Consider the following 15,040-nt stretch of genomic DNA (forward strand, 5'->3'; position numbering starts at 1 on the left):
TGGTGGCAAAGATCCAGATTACCAGCCGGAGCTTCGTGGACATGGTCCCGGGGCGGACCCTAGGCTGGCGCTATGAAGCTGACGAAGTACACGCATTCCTGTGTCCGGCTGGAAAAAGACGGCAGGGTCCTGGTCCTGGATCCGGGCAACTTTTCGGAATCGGCTGAGGCCCTGCAGTCCGCGGAAGCGGTCCTGGTAACGCACGAGCACGCCGACCACATTGACGTTCCGGCCGTGGTGGACGCTTTGCGCGCAAACGCCGGACTGGCAGTCTTCGCCCCTGCGCGTGTTACCGGCCAGCTGCAGGACAAGGCCACCGGCGAAGCCGCGCGCATTCACGCCGTGAACCCGGGCTCCACCTTCCAGGCGGCCGGTTTCACTATCCGCAGCTTCGGCGGCCAGCATGCCCTGATCCACCCGCAGATCCCCATCGTGGCCAACATCGGCTACGTGATTGACGACAATGTCTACCATCCGGGGGACTCCTTTGTGATCCCGGACGGCATCAGCGTCAAGACGCTGCTGGTTCCCCTCCACGCGCCGTGGAGCAAGGCAGCCGAGGTGCTGGACTTCGTGATCGGCGTCAGGGCGCCGCGCGCATTCCAGATCCACGACGGGCTGCTCAACGAGAACGGCCTGAAGGTTGTGGAAGGCCATGTCCAGCGGATCGGTGCCAAGTACGGCACCGAATACACGCACCTGGCGGCCCGGGAGTCTGTGGAGGTCTAGGCCAGGTCTCCGGTCCAGGTGCCCGTGTCCATGAATTGCCGGAGGACCGCTTCGTACGGCGCAGGGTCCAGTCCCTGGGCGGCCAGCCAGTCCTGGTTGTAGTAGTTGCCCGCATAGCGTTCACCGCCGTCGCACATCAGCGAAACGATGCTGCCTGAGCGGCCCGTCGCCACCATCTCTGCCACCAGCTGCCACACACCCCAAAGGTTGGTCCCGGTGGAGGGGCCGGCGTGGAGTCCCGCGATGCCGTGGAGGTGGCGCATCGCGGCCACTGACGCGGCGTCCGGCACCTGCACCATGCGGTCGATCACTGACGGCACGAAGCTGGGTTCCATCCGCGGCCGCCCGATTCCCTCGATCCGGGACGGCAGGCCTGCCGGTGCGCCGGACGTGCCCCGCCAGCCCGGGTAGAACGCCGAATTTTCCGGATCCACCACCAGCAGTTGTGTTGGGTAGCTGTGGTAGCGGAGGTACCTGCCGATGGTGGCACTGGTTCCGCCGGTGCCGGCTCCCACCACGATCCACTGGGGTACAGGGTGTTCCTCCAGCGCGAGCTGGCCAAAGATGGATTCTGCAATGTTGTTGTTTCCCCGCCAGTCAGTTGCCCGCTCGGCGTAGGTGAACTGGTCCATGTAGTGGCCGTTGCAGGTCTCCGCGACCTCCTGTGCGGCCGCGTACACCTCGGACGCGTGCTCCACCAGCAGGCAGGACCCGCCGAACTGCTCGATCAACGCGATCTTCTCGGGACTGGTGGTGCGTGCCATCACGGCAACAAAGGGCAGTCCCAGGAGCTGCGCGAAATATGCCTCGGACACAGCCGTGCTGCCGCTGGAAGCCTCCACGATGGTGGTGTCCTCCCGGATCCAGCCGTTCACCAGCCCGAAGAGAAACATGGAGCGGGCCAGCCGGTGCTTGAGGCTGCCGGAGCGGTGCGTGGACTCGTCCTTGAGGTAGAGGTGGACGCCCCAGTGCTCCGGAAGGGGAACAGCGTAGAGGTGGGTGTCGGCGGAGCGGTTGTTTTCTGCCGTGATCTTGCGGATTGCCTGGTCCGCCCAGTCCCGGTCCGCGGTGTACCGGCTGGCGCTTCGCTCGATCTTCACCGCACCAGCCTACCCGCGGCGGGAAGGGCTGCCGATAGAGTGGATCCGTTGGCCAAACCACCGCTGGAGGAGTGCAGTGAACCCCCTGATGGACGTTGCCGGTCTGCAGGCCCGCCTGGCGGATCACCGGCGCACGGTACTGCTGGATGTGCGTTGGGCGCTGGGCGATCCCCACGGCTACCGCCACTACCTCCAGGAGCACCTGCCGGGTGCCGTGTTCGTGGACCTGCAGACAGAACTTGCTGCCCCTGCGGTTCCCGAACGGGGCCGCCACCCGCTGCCGGCGGCCGAGGATTTCGAAGCGGGCGCCCGGCGCTGGGGCATCAACGACGGTGACGTCGTGGTGGCCTACGATGACAGCGGCAACATGGCGGCGGCGCGGGTGTGGTGGATGCTCCGTAACGCCGGGCTGGCGGAGGTATACCTGCTCGACGGCGGCCTGGCCGCCTGGCGTGCCGCGGGGCTTCCGCTCGAAGCGGGGCCCGTTGTTCCGGACCCCGGCGGTGTGCATCTGACGAACGGGAAGATGCAGGCCATCGACGCCACCGCAGCCGCCGCCTGGCCGGACGCGGGCCTCCTGCTGGACGCCCGGGCGGGGGAGAGGTACCGCGGCGAGTTTGAGCCCATCGATCCGCGGGCCGGGCATATTCCCGGAGCTATCAGTGCGCCGACATCGGAAAACGTGGACGGCAGCGGGCGGTTCCTGGCCCCTGGCGCGTTGCGCCGCCGGTTCGAGTCGCTGGGTGTCCGCGACGGAGTACAGGTCGCGGTGTACTGCGGATCCGGAGTTACTGCCGCCCACGAAGTCGCAGCCCTGGAAATCGCAGGATTCCCCGCTGCACTTTATCCGGGCTCATTCTCGGAATGGTCCAACAACCCGGCCCTGCCCGTGGCCACCGGGGCTGAGCCGGGCCGCGGCAGCGGATGGCCGGGTGGCACCACGCCTCCGGGCAAGGGTAGCGTCGCACTATGACTCCAGGACGCCCCGTACCTCCGCCCCTTGCACACCCTGCCACCCCTTTGACGGCGGCGTCCGGCGGAGGCGTTCCGGCGGCCGCTTACGGCGCAACGTCCCCGAACAGCGGGTTGGTGCCGCTGACCCTTGCCCGGCGCACCCCCCAAGCCGACGACGTCGAAATAGCCATCGAATTCTGCGGCCTGTGCCACTCGGATGTGCACGCCACCCGCGGCGAGTGGGGCGGCAGCACCTGGCCGCTGGTGCCCGGACACGAGATCGTGGGCACCGTCAGCCGGGTGGGTTCCGCTGTTGCGGACTTCGCCGTGGGTGACCGGGTGGGCGTGGGGTGCATCGTCGATTCGTGCCGTCACTGCGAAAGCTGCCTGGACGGCCTTGAGCAGTACTGCGAAAACGGCATGACCGGCACCTACGGTGCCGTGGACCGCCGGAACGGTGACGCCGTCACCCAGGGCGGCTACGCCTCGTCCATCGTGGTGGACCGGCGCTACGTCCTGCGGGTGCCGGAAGCGCTTGATCCTGCCTCCGCTGCGCCACTGCTCTGCGCGGGGGTGACGACCTTTTCCCCGCTGCGGCACTTCGAGGTCGAAGACGGCGATGTTGTGGGCGTGGTGGGGCTGGGCGGCCTGGGCCATATGGCCGTCAAGCTTGCCAAGGCCATGGGAGCGAGGGTGGTGGTGTTCACGACGTCGGAGGCCAAGGTTGCGGCCGCCCTTGAGCTCGGCGCGGACGAGGTTGTCCTGTCCCGGGACGGGGACGCGATGGCCGCCGCCAACCGCACCATCGACCTCATCATCGACACCGTGGCAGCTCCGCACGACCTCAACCCCTACTTCCGGACACTCCGCGTTGACGGTGCACTCTTCCAGCTGGGGCTCCCCTCGGAGCCGATGCCGCCCGTCAACCCGGGAGCACTGATCCGGCGCCGGATCGCCTACGCCGGCTCCCTCATCGGCGGCATTGCAGAAACGCAGGAGATGCTGGATTTTTGCGCGGAGCACGGAGTGGCCGCGGAGATCGAGATGGTCCGCGCCGACCAGCTCAACGAAGCCTACGACCGGATGGTGGCAGGCGATGTGAAATACCGGTTTGTGCTGGACACCAGCACCCTGCACGCACCCGCCAAGGAGGCACACGCATGAGCACACTGTTTACCAGGATCCTGAACGGCGAAATCCCCGGACGCTTTGTCTGGCGGGAACCGGAGGTAGCTGCCTTCCTCACCACCGGGCCGCTCGCGGACGGCCACACGCTGGTGGTCCCCACCGAGGAAGTGGACCGCTGGACCGACGCATCCCCGGAGACATTGGCCAAGGTCATGGAAGTGGCCCGCCGGATCGGCGCGGTCCAGGTGGAGGTCTTCGACGCGGCGCGGGCAGGCCTGATTGTGGCCGGCTATGAGATCAACCATCTCCACGTGCACGTCTGGCCTTCCCGGAGCATGGCGGAGTTCAACTTCGCCACCGCGGACCAGAACCCGGACCCGGACGTCCTGGACGCCAATGCGGTGAAACTCCGCCAGGGCCTTCGGGCTGCGGGATACGGCGAGTTCGTCCCGGCCTGACCTCCAGTCCGGCGTGGACCCGGCTGCGGGTCCGCGCCGCGACAGGGGGAGGGACTCCTAGGCCGGGGCCAGCGCTTTGTTGAGCACGGCACGGATGCGCTTCTCGGACACCGAGTACGCTGTTCCGAGCTCGACGGCGAACAGGCTCACCCGGAGCTCTTCGAGCATCCAGCGCACCTGGGTTAATTCAGGTCCGGCCTTGCGTCCCGGAAGCAGGGCAGACACGGCGTCGTCGTAGTCGTCCTCGAGCCGCTGCACCACGGCCATGTTGAGGGCATCCCGCTGGACGTTGCCCGGCAGGCGTTCCAGCCGCTTTTCGATGGCGGAAAGGTACCTGGGGAGCTGGCTGAGCTGTGCATAGCCCGTCCGTGCCACAAAGCCCGGATACACCAGCTGCTCCAGTTGGCTCTTGACGTCATTGAGGGCAGAAATCAGCGCCAGGCTGGTGGTCCCCTTCAGCTGCTTTTCGATCCGCCGGGTGCTGGCAAGGATGCGCTCCACCACGGCCGTCACACTGAACACCGTATCGATCAGTTCTGCCCGGACCACCTCATACAGGCGGTCAAAGGACGCCCGGTCCCACGGCAGTTCCTGGGGCGTGAGCTTGTCGATGGCCGCCAGCGCACAGTCGGCAATCAAGGCCGAGACGGAGCCGTGCGGATTCTGGCTGAACGTCAGTTTCTCGGTGTTGCTCAGGTGCTCCAGCACGTAGCGGTCCGGTGCCGGGACGCGCAGGGCCAGCAGGCGGATGACGCCCCCGCGCATCGCTTCCGCCTGTTCTGCCGCCGTCTGGAACACCCGGAGCGCCACCGACGTTCCCTGGTCCACAAGCGCCGGGTATCCCGTGACGGTGTGGCCCTTGACCGAGTTGCTCACCTGCCGCTGAAGGGTCCCGAAATTCCATTCCGCCAGGCCGTCCTGCTCCCTGAAACCGGCTGCATCTGCGGTTCCCGGCACTGTGGACGGCTGCTGTCCTCCGGGGGAACCGCCGTCGAACGCTGTCCCGGACGCCTGCGCCGCTTTCCTGCCGTTGCCGGAGGACTTGCCGCTGCCGGGTGCCGTGGAGGCGGGCGTGGCGCCGAGGGATTCCGCAATGGCCCGCCGGGTGGCCGGAGCCAGCTTCTCCTGCAAGGCTGCGAGGTCCTTGCCCTCATCCAGGATCTTGCCCCTGCTGTCCACGACCTTGAAGGACACGCGCAGGTGGGCCGGGACGGCATCCCAGTTCCACGATCCAGGCGGGACGATATGCCCGCGGATGCGGCGCAGGGCAAGCTCAAGGGACGGCTCCAGGTCATCGGCCGCCGGATCAAAGTCGGTTTCCAGCACTGCCACCGCCTGGCGCGCCACGTCAGGGGCAGGAACGAAGTTCTTCCGGATCTGCTTGGGCAGCGACTTGATCAGGGCTGTCACCAGCTCCACGCGCTGCCCGGGGATCAGCCAGCGGAAGGCTTTGTCGTCCAGCTGGTTGAGGAACAGGACCGGCACCTCGGCGGTAACGCCGTCGGAGGGGTTGGGCGGTGACCCCGGAGCCACCGGGTGGAACTCGTAGCTCAGCGGAAGCTCGAAGCCCTTGTGCAGCCAGGTCTTAGGGTAGGCGGAGTCATCGAGGCCGTCCGCGTCATCGCTGAGGAGGAGCGATTTATCGTAGTCCAGGAGGTCCGGGGTCTTCTGCCGCGCCTCCTTCCACCACTTGTCGAAGTGCCGCTCGGACACCACGTCAGGTCCGATCCGCGCATCGTAGAACTCGAACAGCGTCTCGTCATCCACCAGGAGGTCCCGCCGGCGCATCCTGGCCTCCAGCTCCTCCACCTCATGCAGGAGCGCCCGGTTGCGGTGGAAGAACTTGTGGTGGGTTTTCCAGTCGCCTTCCACCAAAGCATGGCGGATGAAGAGTTCCCGTGCGACGACGGGGTCAACCCTGCCGTAGTTGATCCTGCGTTGGGCGATGATGGGCACGCCGTAAAGGGTGACCTTCTCGTAGGCCATCACCGCACCCTGCCGGGTGGACCAGTGCGGTTCGCTGTAGCTGCGCTTCACCAGGTCCGGCGCCACCTGTTCGGCCCACACAGGATCGAACTTCGCAGCCACCCTCGCCCAGAGGCGGCTGGTCTCCACCAGCTCCGCCGCCATCACGAACGTGGGCGACTTCTTGAAGAGGGCAGAGCCGGGGAAGATGGCGAACCGGCTGCCCCGGGCACCCGCATACTCGCGCTTGCGTTCGTCAAGGATGCCGATGTGGCTCAGGAGCCCGGAAAGAAGGCTGATGTGGATGCCCTCGTGGTTGCCCACCGGATCGGCAAGCCGCTTGTTGTCGAGGCTGATGCCCAGGGGCCGGGCCAGTTGCCGCAGCTGGGCAAACAGGTCCTGCCACTCCCGGACCCGGAGGTAATTGATGAACTCGGCCCGGCACATCCGGCGGAAGGCCGACGACGAGAGCTCCTGCTGCTTCTCCTGGATGTAGTTCCAGAGGTTAAGGAAGCCGGTAAAGTCCGAGTTCTCGTCCTTGAACCGGTTGTGCTTTTCCGCCGCGAGTTGCTGCTTGTCTGTTGGGCGCTCGCGCGGGTCCTGGATGGTGAGTGCAGCGGCCAGGATCATCACCTCGCGGACGCAGCCGCGTTTTCCCGCCTCCACGATCATCCGGCCCAGCCGGGGATCCACCGGCAGTTGGGCAAGCTTCTGTCCGACGGCGGTGAGCCCGCCGCCGCTTTTCGTTCCGTCCGTCCCGTTCTGCGGCCGGGCGGCCGCGAGGGCGCCGAGTTCCCGGAGCAGCGTGACGCCGTCGTTGATTGCCCGCGTTTCAGGTGGTTCCACGAACGGGAAGTTTTCGACGTCCTTGGGGCCGCGGGCCACTCCCATGGCGGTCATCTGGAGGATGACGGCAGCGAGGTTGGTCCGCAGGATCTCCGGGTCCGTGTAGAGGGGCCGGGACTCGAAGTCTTCCTCCGAGTAGAGGCGGATGGCGATGCCGTCCGAGACGCGGCCGCACCGCCCCGAACGCTGGTTGGCGGACGCCTGCGAGACGCGCTCGATGGGCAGGCGCTGGACCTTGGTGCGGTGCGAGTACCTGGAGATGCGGGCGGTTCCGGTGTCGATCACGTATTTGATGCCCGGCACGGTCAGCGAGGTTTCGGCCACGTTGGTGGCCAGTACGATCCGCCGCTTGCTGCCCGGGTGGAACACCTTGTGTTGTTCCTGCAGGCTCAGGCGGGCGAAGAGCGGAAGGACTTCCGTTCCGGCCAGCCGGCGGTTGGACTGGATGCGGGCCTGCAGCGCGTCGGCCGCATCCCGGATCTCGCGCTCGCCGGAAAAGAAGACCAGGATGTCGCCGGGTGCTTCGGCGGCAAGTTCGTCGACGGCGTCGCAGACGGCGTCGAGCGGGTCGCGGTCTTCCTCGAGTTCGTCGTCGGAACCATTCTCATCATCGAGGCCAGCACCACCGGGCGGCTGCGACAGCGGGCGGTAGCGGATCTCCACGGGGTAGGTCCGCCCGGAGACCTCGACAATGGGGGCGGGTTGGTCGGCTGTGCCGAAATGGTTGGCAAACCGTTGGGGGTCGATGGTGGCGGAGGTGATGATCACCTTGAGATCCGGCCGCTGCGGCAGGATCCGCTTTAAGTAGCCCAGGATGAAGTCGATGTTCAGGCTGCGCTCGTGGGCCTCATCGATGATGATGGCGTTGTACTTGCGCAGCAGCTTGTCCCGCTGGATTTCCGCCAGCAGGATGCCGTCCGTCATCAGCTTGACCTTTGTGGCGCGGCTGACTTCCCCGGTGAAGCGGACCTGGAAGCCCACTTCCTGGCCGATGTCCACACCCAGTTCCTCGGCGATGCGCTCAGCCACGGTGCGCGCGGCCAGCCGGCGGGGCTGAGTATGGCCGATCAGGCCATTCTCGCCCAGCCCAAGCTCAAGGCACATCTTGGGGATCTGGGTGGTCTTACCGGAGCCGGTCTCGCCGGCAATGATGGTGACCTGGTGTGCTGCGATGGCTGCCATCAGGTCTTCGCGCCGTTCGGAGACCGGCAGCTCAGCGGGATAGGCGATGTGAAGTGTCATGTCTGCTGACAGTCTACTGCGGGAGCCCGGGCATCCCGCTTCGACTGCCTGCAGTTGCGGCCCTTGCTGGCCGGAGGAGGTGCTGCCGGCTTAGAAGACGCGGAGCGTGTAGTTGATGCTGGGAAGGTCCAGGGCTGACCACGCTTCGTGGGATTCCACTGGAGGCGTATGTCCCCTTCCGTCACGCAGAAGCGCTGAAACGGTGGCGGCGAGAACGAGGAGGATCACGATGAGGAGGGCGGTGATGAGGAGTTCCATGCCTCCATGCTTCTCCTGTCAGCAGCAGGAAAGAAGTGGCAGAAATGCCCAAAAAGCTTAAATTCCTGCCACAATGGATGCATGCTCAGATCAGTGGCAGTCATCGTGGTTCCCAATTTCTCGATGTTCGAATTCGGTACTGCGTGTGAGGTCTTCGGCATCGACAGATCGGCCCGGGGCAGCGGGGTTCCGGCTTTCGATTTCCGGGTGTGCACCCCCTACCCGGGAAACGTGCCGTTGAAGTCGGGGCTGTCCATGGCCGTGGGCCTCGGACTCGAGGCCACAAAGGATGCGGACCTGGTCATCATGGCCCCCTACGGCCGGGACGACGAACTGCCCGAACCGGTTCTGGAGGCGCTCCGCGCTGCGGATGCCAGGGGCGCATGGGTGATGTCAATCTGCTCCGGAGCGTTTGCCCTGGCCCGGGCCGGCTTGCTTGACGGGCGCCGCTGCACTACCCACTGGCACTATTCGGGCCAGCTGGCCGCCGAACATCCGCTCGTGCAGGTTGACGAAAACGTGCTGTATGTCCAGGACGGCAACATCATCTCCTCCGCCGGCACCGCCGCGGGGATCGATGCCTGCCTGCACCTGGTGCGTGTGGAACTGGGGGCGCACGTGGCTGCCGCGATCGCCAGGGACATGGTGGTTCCTCCGCACCGCGATGGCGGCCAGGCGCAGTTTATCGACCGGCCCATGCCTACCTGCGGTTCAGCCCCCATGGAAAAGCTGCTGCGCTGGATGGTTGAAAACCTGGAGCACGAGCACACCGTGAATGAACTGGCGGCACGGGTCCACATGTCGCCGAGGACCTTTGCACGTCGGTTCAGGTCGGAGACTGGAGCCACCCCCGCAGCCTGGCTCAACTCGCAGCGTGTACTCCGTGCCCAGGAGCTCCTTGAATCCACTGACCTCACCATCGACGAGATCGCCAGGGAGTCAGGCTTCGGGCACCCTGTCCTGTTGCGCCACCACTTCGCCAAGGTCCTGGACACCAGTCCGCAGTCATACCGCCGGGCCTTCCGCGGCCAGCTGGTCGGGGTGGGGTAGCTCCTGCCTGGCACAAGCGGTCCGGACTCCGGCCGAAGCCCGGCTTTCCGGACCACTCAGCCGGGGGATGCCCCGTCCTGCCGCCGCTGGGCGCGCGATGCCTCCGCCGCTTCCCGGGTGCTGTCCACCAGGACCCGCCATGGCCCGGTGACTGCCTGCTCCGGAAGTGCAGCCCGGTGCTGCCCCGCCCGAATGGCATAAATAAACCTGTCCGGCTGCTGCCCGGCGAACTTCTCCGCAGCGGCCCGTGGTGTCCTGGGCACCGAATCCCACGGGCACGCCTCAACAATGGGCTGCCACTGGTTGATAGCGGTCTCGGAACGGGCTTCCACCGTCCACACCCTTGGTATGGCGGCGATTCCTCCGGTGCGCTCAACGCTGATCTTCATGGCCTGGTCCTTGGGCTTCCCCTACAGCCCGGACGGCCGAAAAGCGCCGGCCGGGCGTCCGTTAAAGCTTGACCTTCACAGTTTCCCACGCCAGCTGTACGGCGTCATGCTCGGGGGACCCGGAACCGAAGAGTTCCATGGCAGACGCAGCCGTGGCGCGGGCAAAGACCCTGAAGGTGGCGGCAGGCGGAAGCGATCCGCCGGTGAGCGCCTCGTACCAGATGCGCCCGGGCGAGTCCCAGGCGTTTCCGCCAAGAGACTCCGCTACCAGGTAGAAGGCACGGTTGGGGATGCCGGAATTGATGTGGACGCCGCCGTTGTCCGCGCTGGTCCTCACGTAGGTGTCCATTGAGTCCGGCTGGGGATCCTTGCCCAGCACGTCGTCGTCGTACGCCGTTCCGGGGGCCCTCAGGGAGCGCAGGGCGCGGCCCTCCACATCAGGCGTGAAGATGCCCTCGCCAATAAGCCAGCTGGCCTCAGCAGCGGACTGGTTGTTGACGTACTGTTCCACCAGCGCGCCGAAGACATCGGACATGGATTCGTTGAGGGCACCGGCCTGGTTCCGGTACACGAGCGCAGCTGAAAACTGGGTAACGCCGTGGGCGAGTTCGTGCCCGATGACGCTCAGGGATTTCGTGAACCGTTCAAAGACTTCACCGTCCCCGTCGCCGAAAACCATCTGCTTCCCGTCCCAAAAGGCGTTGTCGTAAAGCTGGCCGAAGTGGACCGTGGCGTTCAGGGGCAGCCCCCGTCCGTCGATGGAGTTCCGTCCGAACACGTCGGCGTAGAGCCGGTGCGTGTGGCCAAGCCCGTCATAGGCTTCGTCGGCCGCGGCGTCGCCGACAGGTGCCTCGCCCTCCTTGCGCACCAGCGTGCCAGGGAGAATTTCCGCGCTGTTTGCGTCAAAGACGGTCCGGTGCGGTGGTCCGGGCTTGGCCTGGCGGACGCCGGCCGGAACGTCCGGTACGGGCTGGGCCCGCGCTGAACGAAACGATTCGACATGGCCTAGAGCTTCCCTGGCTGCCCTGGCCGCCGACGAAAACTCCGGCGCACCCTGTTTGGCCAGCCTCCTCAGCATGTAGGGCGGGACGATGGAACAGAACGGACCGTGCATGGCGTACCCCCTCAACTTGGTGAATTCAGACTACGAGGAGCCACCGACAATCCTTGGCAGGCTCACGCCGCACCTGGTCTGCGGTACGAATCCAGACAGAATCCAGACTGAATCCGTCCCGTTCCCGGACCGTGGTCAGGAGCCTCCGGCCAGCACATCCACGTGGACGTGGTCGAGGTGGCGCAGGATCTCGTTGCGGGGCTCGGGTGCGCGGTACTCCTGCCATAGCCCCCGGGAGCTGTGCACGCTCCAGAAGCGGTCGTCGAAAATCACGTACTGGATTTCCAGCTCGTCGGCATGGGCGACCAGCCAGTGGGCCAGCATCCACCCCGCACGCCGGTTCTCCCCGGTCACCGGGCGGAAGAAGACATCGACAGCCCGGCCGTCGTAGTGCGTGGACTCAGCTCCATGTCCCTGGCCGACGCCGCCTGGCGCGAACCCTCCAAGGCTTTGGGTGCCGAACACCTCGGTCATGGCTCCGCGCAGCCGCTCGGCACGGGGTGTCAGGCCGGTGTCACCCAGCTGCTGTTCCACCAGGCCCGAGGCGGCCGAGCCCCGGCAGCTCAGGGAAGGACCGGCGTCCCCGGGTGGGCCGGCGGCCAGCTGCTGCAACACCGCCGCGTCGATGCCGGAGGTGTCCGGTGACTCCACACCGCGGGCCAGGAGTGCGACGGCTGTTGTGGCCCGTTGCGCCTCCTCACGGTTGAGCCCTACCTTTCCGTCAGGGGTCTCCACAATGCACTCCGGGTTCCACACCAGCGAACCGCCGGCGCCCCGCAAACCGCTGAGCAGGCCCGGCCCAAGGAGTACCAGCGCTGATGCGAACAGCACAAAAACAAGAAACCCCGGGAGCAGTCGAAGCGGCCCGCGCCGGCCTCCTTGAGTTCTGTCGCGGCTCAGCATGGGACCACACAGGTATGCCGCAACGGGACATCGGGGGTGGGACTGGCCAGCTCCCGGGGCAGGGCCGGCCCGGGAACTTTCGTGCTTGTCACGGCGTTTCGGCCTACGATGACGCGCCTTTCGTTGGGTGGCAGTGCTCCGGTGAGGGGAAAGGGGGTGCACTGCTGAAAGGTTTAATTCACAGCCCTGGCCAATAGTTCCCACGGGAGGAGTCCCGGGCCTGGGGTGCGGGTTGAATGCAGCACCCGCCGAAATGCAGAGAACCACCAGAAATCCGTGATTTCTGGTGGTTCTCGTTGGTGCCCTCGATAGGATTCGAACCTACGACCTTCTGCTCCGGAGGCAGACGCTCTATCCCCTGAGCTACGAGGGCAATCCGGGGTTCCTGCCGTTGCCGGCGGGACGTCCTAGAGCTTAGCAGTAAGGTGGCCCGCAAGGGAAAATCGGCGCGGCCGCACTGCCCCAGGCGCCTCCAAGCGGTGAAAAGTCAGTAGCCGGAGAACGAGTCAACGTGGACTTTTGCCGCCCCGGCCTGTTTGGCGGCCCGCCGCAGTGACGCAACGCTCGCAGGGGATCCCGAGACGTACACCTCCCGGCCGGCGACGTCGGGGACCAGGGCACGGATGGCCTCGCCGTCCACCCGCGTGCCTTCCCAGGACGCGCTGGCCAACCCCGACGGCGGCACGGAACCATCCGCCACGCGGACCAGGACGCGGATGCCGGCCGCCCGCAACTCATCCGCATAGGCAACCTCGTCCGCGCTCCTGGCCAGCAGGAGCAGCACTGCATCCCGCTCCCGCAACCCTCCGGAGGACACGTGCGAAAGGTAGGGCGTGACGCCTATCCCGGCGGCAATCAGCAGGACAGGCTTGCGCGGATCGCGGGGGAGGACAAAGTCCCCTCCAACCGACGTGGCCGTCACCTCGTCTCCCGGGTTCAGCGACAGGAGGACCTTCTTGGCTGCGGACAGGGGCTCCGCGGTCCGCACCCCAAACTTGACCAGGCGTTCACTGGGCGAACCCGTCAGGCTGAACACCCGGCGTCGTCCCTTTCCGTCCGATTTTGCGTGCGGAAGGTCCAGCTCCATGTATTGCCCAGGCACAAAGCGGACAGGCCGGGACGGCTCGAAACTGAACTCGGTGGTGCTGGGCGTCAAAGGCCTGGTTCCGGTGAAACGGAGGAGCACCCTGCCCCGCTGCCCCATCAGGAACGCGATCACATTGCCCAGCAGCAGCGCTGCCTCCGGAGAATTGGCCAGGAAACCGAAGTTGTAGGGGACAGCGAACACCACGCCAACAACAGCACCCAGTGCCAGCTGCTGCCACCTCCGAGGCGGCAGCGTGAGTGGTTCGGTGAGCATGAAGCCAACAAAAAACAGCAGCGGCCGCTGGGCCAGGGATTGCCACAGCGCCATGCCAACAGACATGCCGGCCTGGAGGAGTTCCGCGGTGATGATGGCGGTGGCCACCGCAAGGAACACGGAGGCCATCAGGAACTTCCGGGTTCTGTGCAGGACCAGGAGGACGCCCGGCACCAGCACCCACAGCATGGCAGGGGTGGCTGCCCACCAGGTTGCGATATTGAGCCCGGTGAGCCCGGCCATGAAGGCTCCCGCCGCGGCGGCGTTGAAGATGTGGCGGCCGCGCCAGGCGAGCGCGTACTTTGATGCCGACGCGAGCACGCAGGCCAACGCCACGCCTGCCACGTCCAGCGGGGCGAACGAGGGCCAGAACAGGAAGTACAGCAGCAGGCCGGTGATGAGCGAGGACTCGGAGTGCGGCCTGACCCGGAACAGTGGCGCCAGCGCCCTGTTCGACGCGTACGTCAGGCCGAGGCACAGCACCAGGTGCGCCAGCATTTCGGGAATACCGAACGTCAGCCACCCAAGGGCATCGAGCACCAGGCTGTACACAGCCAGGACTGCAAGGACAAGGAGGACCAGCCGGTACATGGTGAACCGGCCCAGCGCGGTGTCCAACCGCGCGCCCAGGGAGGCGCCCGGCGGCGCCTTCGGGGTTTCAACAGGGCTCATGTGAACAGTGTCCCTTCAAACTCTGCGGAGTGGGCTGCACTTCCGTCCGAGAAAACGGTCAGCCAGGAGAAATCGAAGGCCTGCTGGAGTCCGGCGCCGGGGACAAAGAAGAGGGCTGTTGCCAAGGCATCGGCCAGCATCGTGGTGTCAGCCAGCGCCCACGTCGCCACGGCGGTCCTGACAGGCCGGCCGGTCTTTCCGTCCACGATGTGGTGCAGGCCGTCGCCCCAGGCGCGCCGGTTGGCCGCAGAGGCGCACAGCGCCCGGCCCTCCAGCTGCACCACCCCTATGGCCTGTGTTGGGTTGTACGGATGTTCGAGTGCCACCGGAACGGGATCCGGCCCCTTCACCAGCAGGTCTCCGCTGGCATCAACGATGAACGCGTCCACGCCTCCCGCCTCCAGTTCGGCAGCCACCAGGTCCACCAGCAGCCCTTTGCCGGCAGCACCGATATCCAGCACAACGGGAGCCGCGGTGGTGAGGGTGCTGCCGGCCCACTCCAGCACATCGTCCCAGGCCGGCGCCGGCAGTGCGGAGCCGGAGGGGTGAAGGGAGTAGCCGGCGCCGTACCCCAGGCGCTCCAGGCTTGGGCCGATGAGCGGCGTCATGGCCCCGCCGGTGGCCTCATAGAGAACCCGGTACAGCTGCCCCAACGCACCAGCCTCCGCGGCAAAGTCATACTTTCCGGGTTCCCTTGCCATGGCACTGACGCGGGAATCCGCCCTGAACCGGGACCAGTCGGCGTCGAACCGCTCCACCAGGCCGAGCAGGCGCGCCCGGAGGAGGGGACCTAGGGGCCGCGGCGAGGATATCTCCCAGTGCGTGCCTATCCCCTCAAACGCAAACTCCTCCCAGCCGCCGCCCGGCACGTC

General features: G+C 66.4%; 13 protein-coding genes and 1 tRNA gene. 5 read left to right on the plus strand and 9 right to left on the minus strand.

The window, feature by feature from the left end:
• The first annotated feature begins 72 nt into the window (after window positions 1-72).
• Window positions 73-729, plus strand: coding sequence for an MBL fold metallo-hydrolase (locus AC6CHP_RS03620; protein ID WP_498228219.1), 657 nt, complete (start codon window positions 73-75; stop codon window positions 727-729).
• Here the strand turns inward: AC6CHP_RS03620 and AC6CHP_RS03625 are convergent.
• A complete protein-coding gene (locus tag AC6CHP_RS03625; RefSeq protein ID WP_498228220.1) occupies window positions 726-1,829 on the minus strand; it encodes a PLP-dependent cysteine synthase family protein in 1,104 nt (367 codons plus the stop codon). The two genes, AC6CHP_RS03620 and AC6CHP_RS03625, sit on opposite strands and share 4 nt — an antisense overlap.
• A 76-nt stretch (window positions 1,830-1,905) precedes the next feature.
• On the opposite strand from AC6CHP_RS03625, the gene AC6CHP_RS03630 reads away from it, so the two are divergent.
• Genes AC6CHP_RS03630 through AC6CHP_RS03640 form a run of 3 tightly spaced genes read left to right on the plus strand, consistent with a single transcriptional unit; the run spans window position 1,906 to window position 4,369 of the window.
• Window positions 1,906-2,802, plus strand: coding sequence for a sulfurtransferase (locus AC6CHP_RS03630; protein ID WP_427117743.1), 897 nt, complete (start codon window positions 1,906-1,908; stop codon window positions 2,800-2,802).
• Window positions 2,799-3,947: an NAD(P)-dependent alcohol dehydrogenase gene (locus AC6CHP_RS03635; protein WP_498228221.1), complete on the plus strand. Its 1,149-nt coding sequence runs from the start codon at window positions 2,799-2,801 to the stop codon at window positions 3,945-3,947. Before AC6CHP_RS03630 ends, AC6CHP_RS03635 begins: the two co-directional genes overlap by 4 nt.
• Window positions 3,944-4,369 (plus strand): HIT family protein, encoded by a 426-nt coding sequence (locus AC6CHP_RS03640; protein WP_498228222.1) that lies wholly within the window; start codon window positions 3,944-3,946, stop codon window positions 4,367-4,369. Before AC6CHP_RS03635 ends, AC6CHP_RS03640 begins: the two co-directional genes overlap by 4 nt.
• Before the next feature lie 57 nt (window positions 4,370-4,426).
• Here the strand turns inward: AC6CHP_RS03640 and hrpA are convergent, their stop codons facing one another.
• On the minus strand, window positions 4,427-8,422 hold the full coding sequence (gene hrpA / locus AC6CHP_RS03645) for an ATP-dependent RNA helicase HrpA (RefSeq protein ID WP_498228223.1): 3,996 nt from the start codon (window positions 8,420-8,422) through the stop codon (window positions 4,427-4,429).
• Between the two features lie 90 nt (window positions 8,423-8,512).
• On the minus strand, window positions 8,513-8,680 hold the full coding sequence (locus AC6CHP_RS03650; RefSeq protein ID WP_181038013.1) for a hypothetical protein: 168 nt from the start codon (window positions 8,678-8,680) through the stop codon (window positions 8,513-8,515).
• 81 nt (window positions 8,681-8,761) lie between these two features.
• Between AC6CHP_RS03650 and AC6CHP_RS03655 the strand changes: the two genes are divergently transcribed.
• The gene (locus AC6CHP_RS03655) at window positions 8,762-9,730 is read left to right on the plus strand and encodes a GlxA family transcriptional regulator (RefSeq protein WP_427117738.1); all 969 of its coding nucleotides are present in this window, start codon (window positions 8,762-8,764) and stop codon (window positions 9,728-9,730) included.
• A 56-nt stretch (window positions 9,731-9,786) separates the two neighbouring features.
• On the opposite strand, the gene AC6CHP_RS03660 is transcribed toward AC6CHP_RS03655, so the two are convergent.
• The 6 genes from AC6CHP_RS03660 to AC6CHP_RS03685 form a co-directional block, all read right to left on the minus strand.
• A complete protein-coding gene (locus tag AC6CHP_RS03660; RefSeq protein WP_377193893.1) occupies window positions 9,787-10,119 on the minus strand; it encodes a protealysin inhibitor emfourin in 333 nt (110 codons plus the stop codon).
• A gap of 61 nt (window positions 10,120-10,180) precedes the next feature.
• Window positions 10,181-11,233: a M4 family metallopeptidase gene (locus AC6CHP_RS03665; protein ID WP_427117736.1), complete on the minus strand. Its 1,053-nt coding sequence runs from the start codon at window positions 11,231-11,233 to the stop codon at window positions 10,181-10,183.
• A gap of 135 nt (window positions 11,234-11,368) precedes the next feature.
• Entirely contained in the window at window positions 11,369-12,064 is a 696-nt protein-coding gene (locus AC6CHP_RS03670) for a VldE C-terminal domain-containing protein (protein WP_427117735.1), read from the minus strand.
• 369 nt (window positions 12,065-12,433) lie between these two features.
• Window positions 12,434-12,509 (minus strand) — tRNA-Arg (locus AC6CHP_RS03675).
• A 114-nt stretch (window positions 12,510-12,623) separates the two neighbouring features.
• The gene (locus AC6CHP_RS03680) at window positions 12,624-14,168 is read right to left on the minus strand and encodes a ferredoxin--NADP reductase (protein WP_498228224.1); all 1,545 of its coding nucleotides are present in this window, start codon (window positions 14,166-14,168) and stop codon (window positions 12,624-12,626) included.
• The gene (locus AC6CHP_RS03685; protein WP_498228225.1) at window positions 14,165-15,037 is read right to left on the minus strand and encodes an FAD:protein FMN transferase; all 873 of its coding nucleotides are present in this window, start codon (window positions 15,035-15,037) and stop codon (window positions 14,165-14,167) included. The genes AC6CHP_RS03680 and AC6CHP_RS03685 overlap by 4 nt, the downstream gene beginning before the upstream one ends.
• Window positions 15,038-15,040 lie beyond the last annotated feature (3 nt).

Source organism: Pseudarthrobacter sp. GQ63 (assembly GCF_059758765.1).

Coding starts and splice junctions, on each gene's coding strand:
- AC6CHP_RS03655 (WP_427117738.1), top strand. CDS start 8,762: ATGCTCAGATCAGTGGCAGTCATCGTGGTTCCCAATTTCTCGATGTTC.
- hrpA (WP_498228223.1), bottom strand. CDS start 8,422: ATGACACTTCACATCGCCTATCCCGCTGAGCTGCCGGTCTCCGAACGG.
- AC6CHP_RS03650 (WP_181038013.1), bottom strand. CDS start 8,680: ATGGAACTCCTCATCACCGCCCTCCTCATCGTGATCCTCCTCGTTCTC.
- AC6CHP_RS03660 (WP_377193893.1), bottom strand. CDS start 10,119: ATGAAGATCAGCGTTGAGCGCACCGGAGGAATCGCCGCCATACCAAGG.
- AC6CHP_RS03620 (WP_498228219.1), top strand. CDS start 73: ATGAAGCTGACGAAGTACACGCATTCCTGTGTCCGGCTGGAAAAAGAC.
- AC6CHP_RS03665 (WP_427117736.1), bottom strand. CDS start 11,233: ATGCACGGTCCGTTCTGTTCCATCGTCCCGCCCTACATGCTGAGGAGG.
- AC6CHP_RS03640 (WP_498228222.1), top strand. CDS start 3,944: ATGAGCACACTGTTTACCAGGATCCTGAACGGCGAAATCCCCGGACGC.
- AC6CHP_RS03635 (WP_498228221.1), top strand. CDS start 2,799: ATGACTCCAGGACGCCCCGTACCTCCGCCCCTTGCACACCCTGCCACC.
- AC6CHP_RS03680 (WP_498228224.1), bottom strand. CDS start 14,168: ATGAGCCCTGTTGAAACCCCGAAGGCGCCGCCGGGCGCCTCCCTGGGC.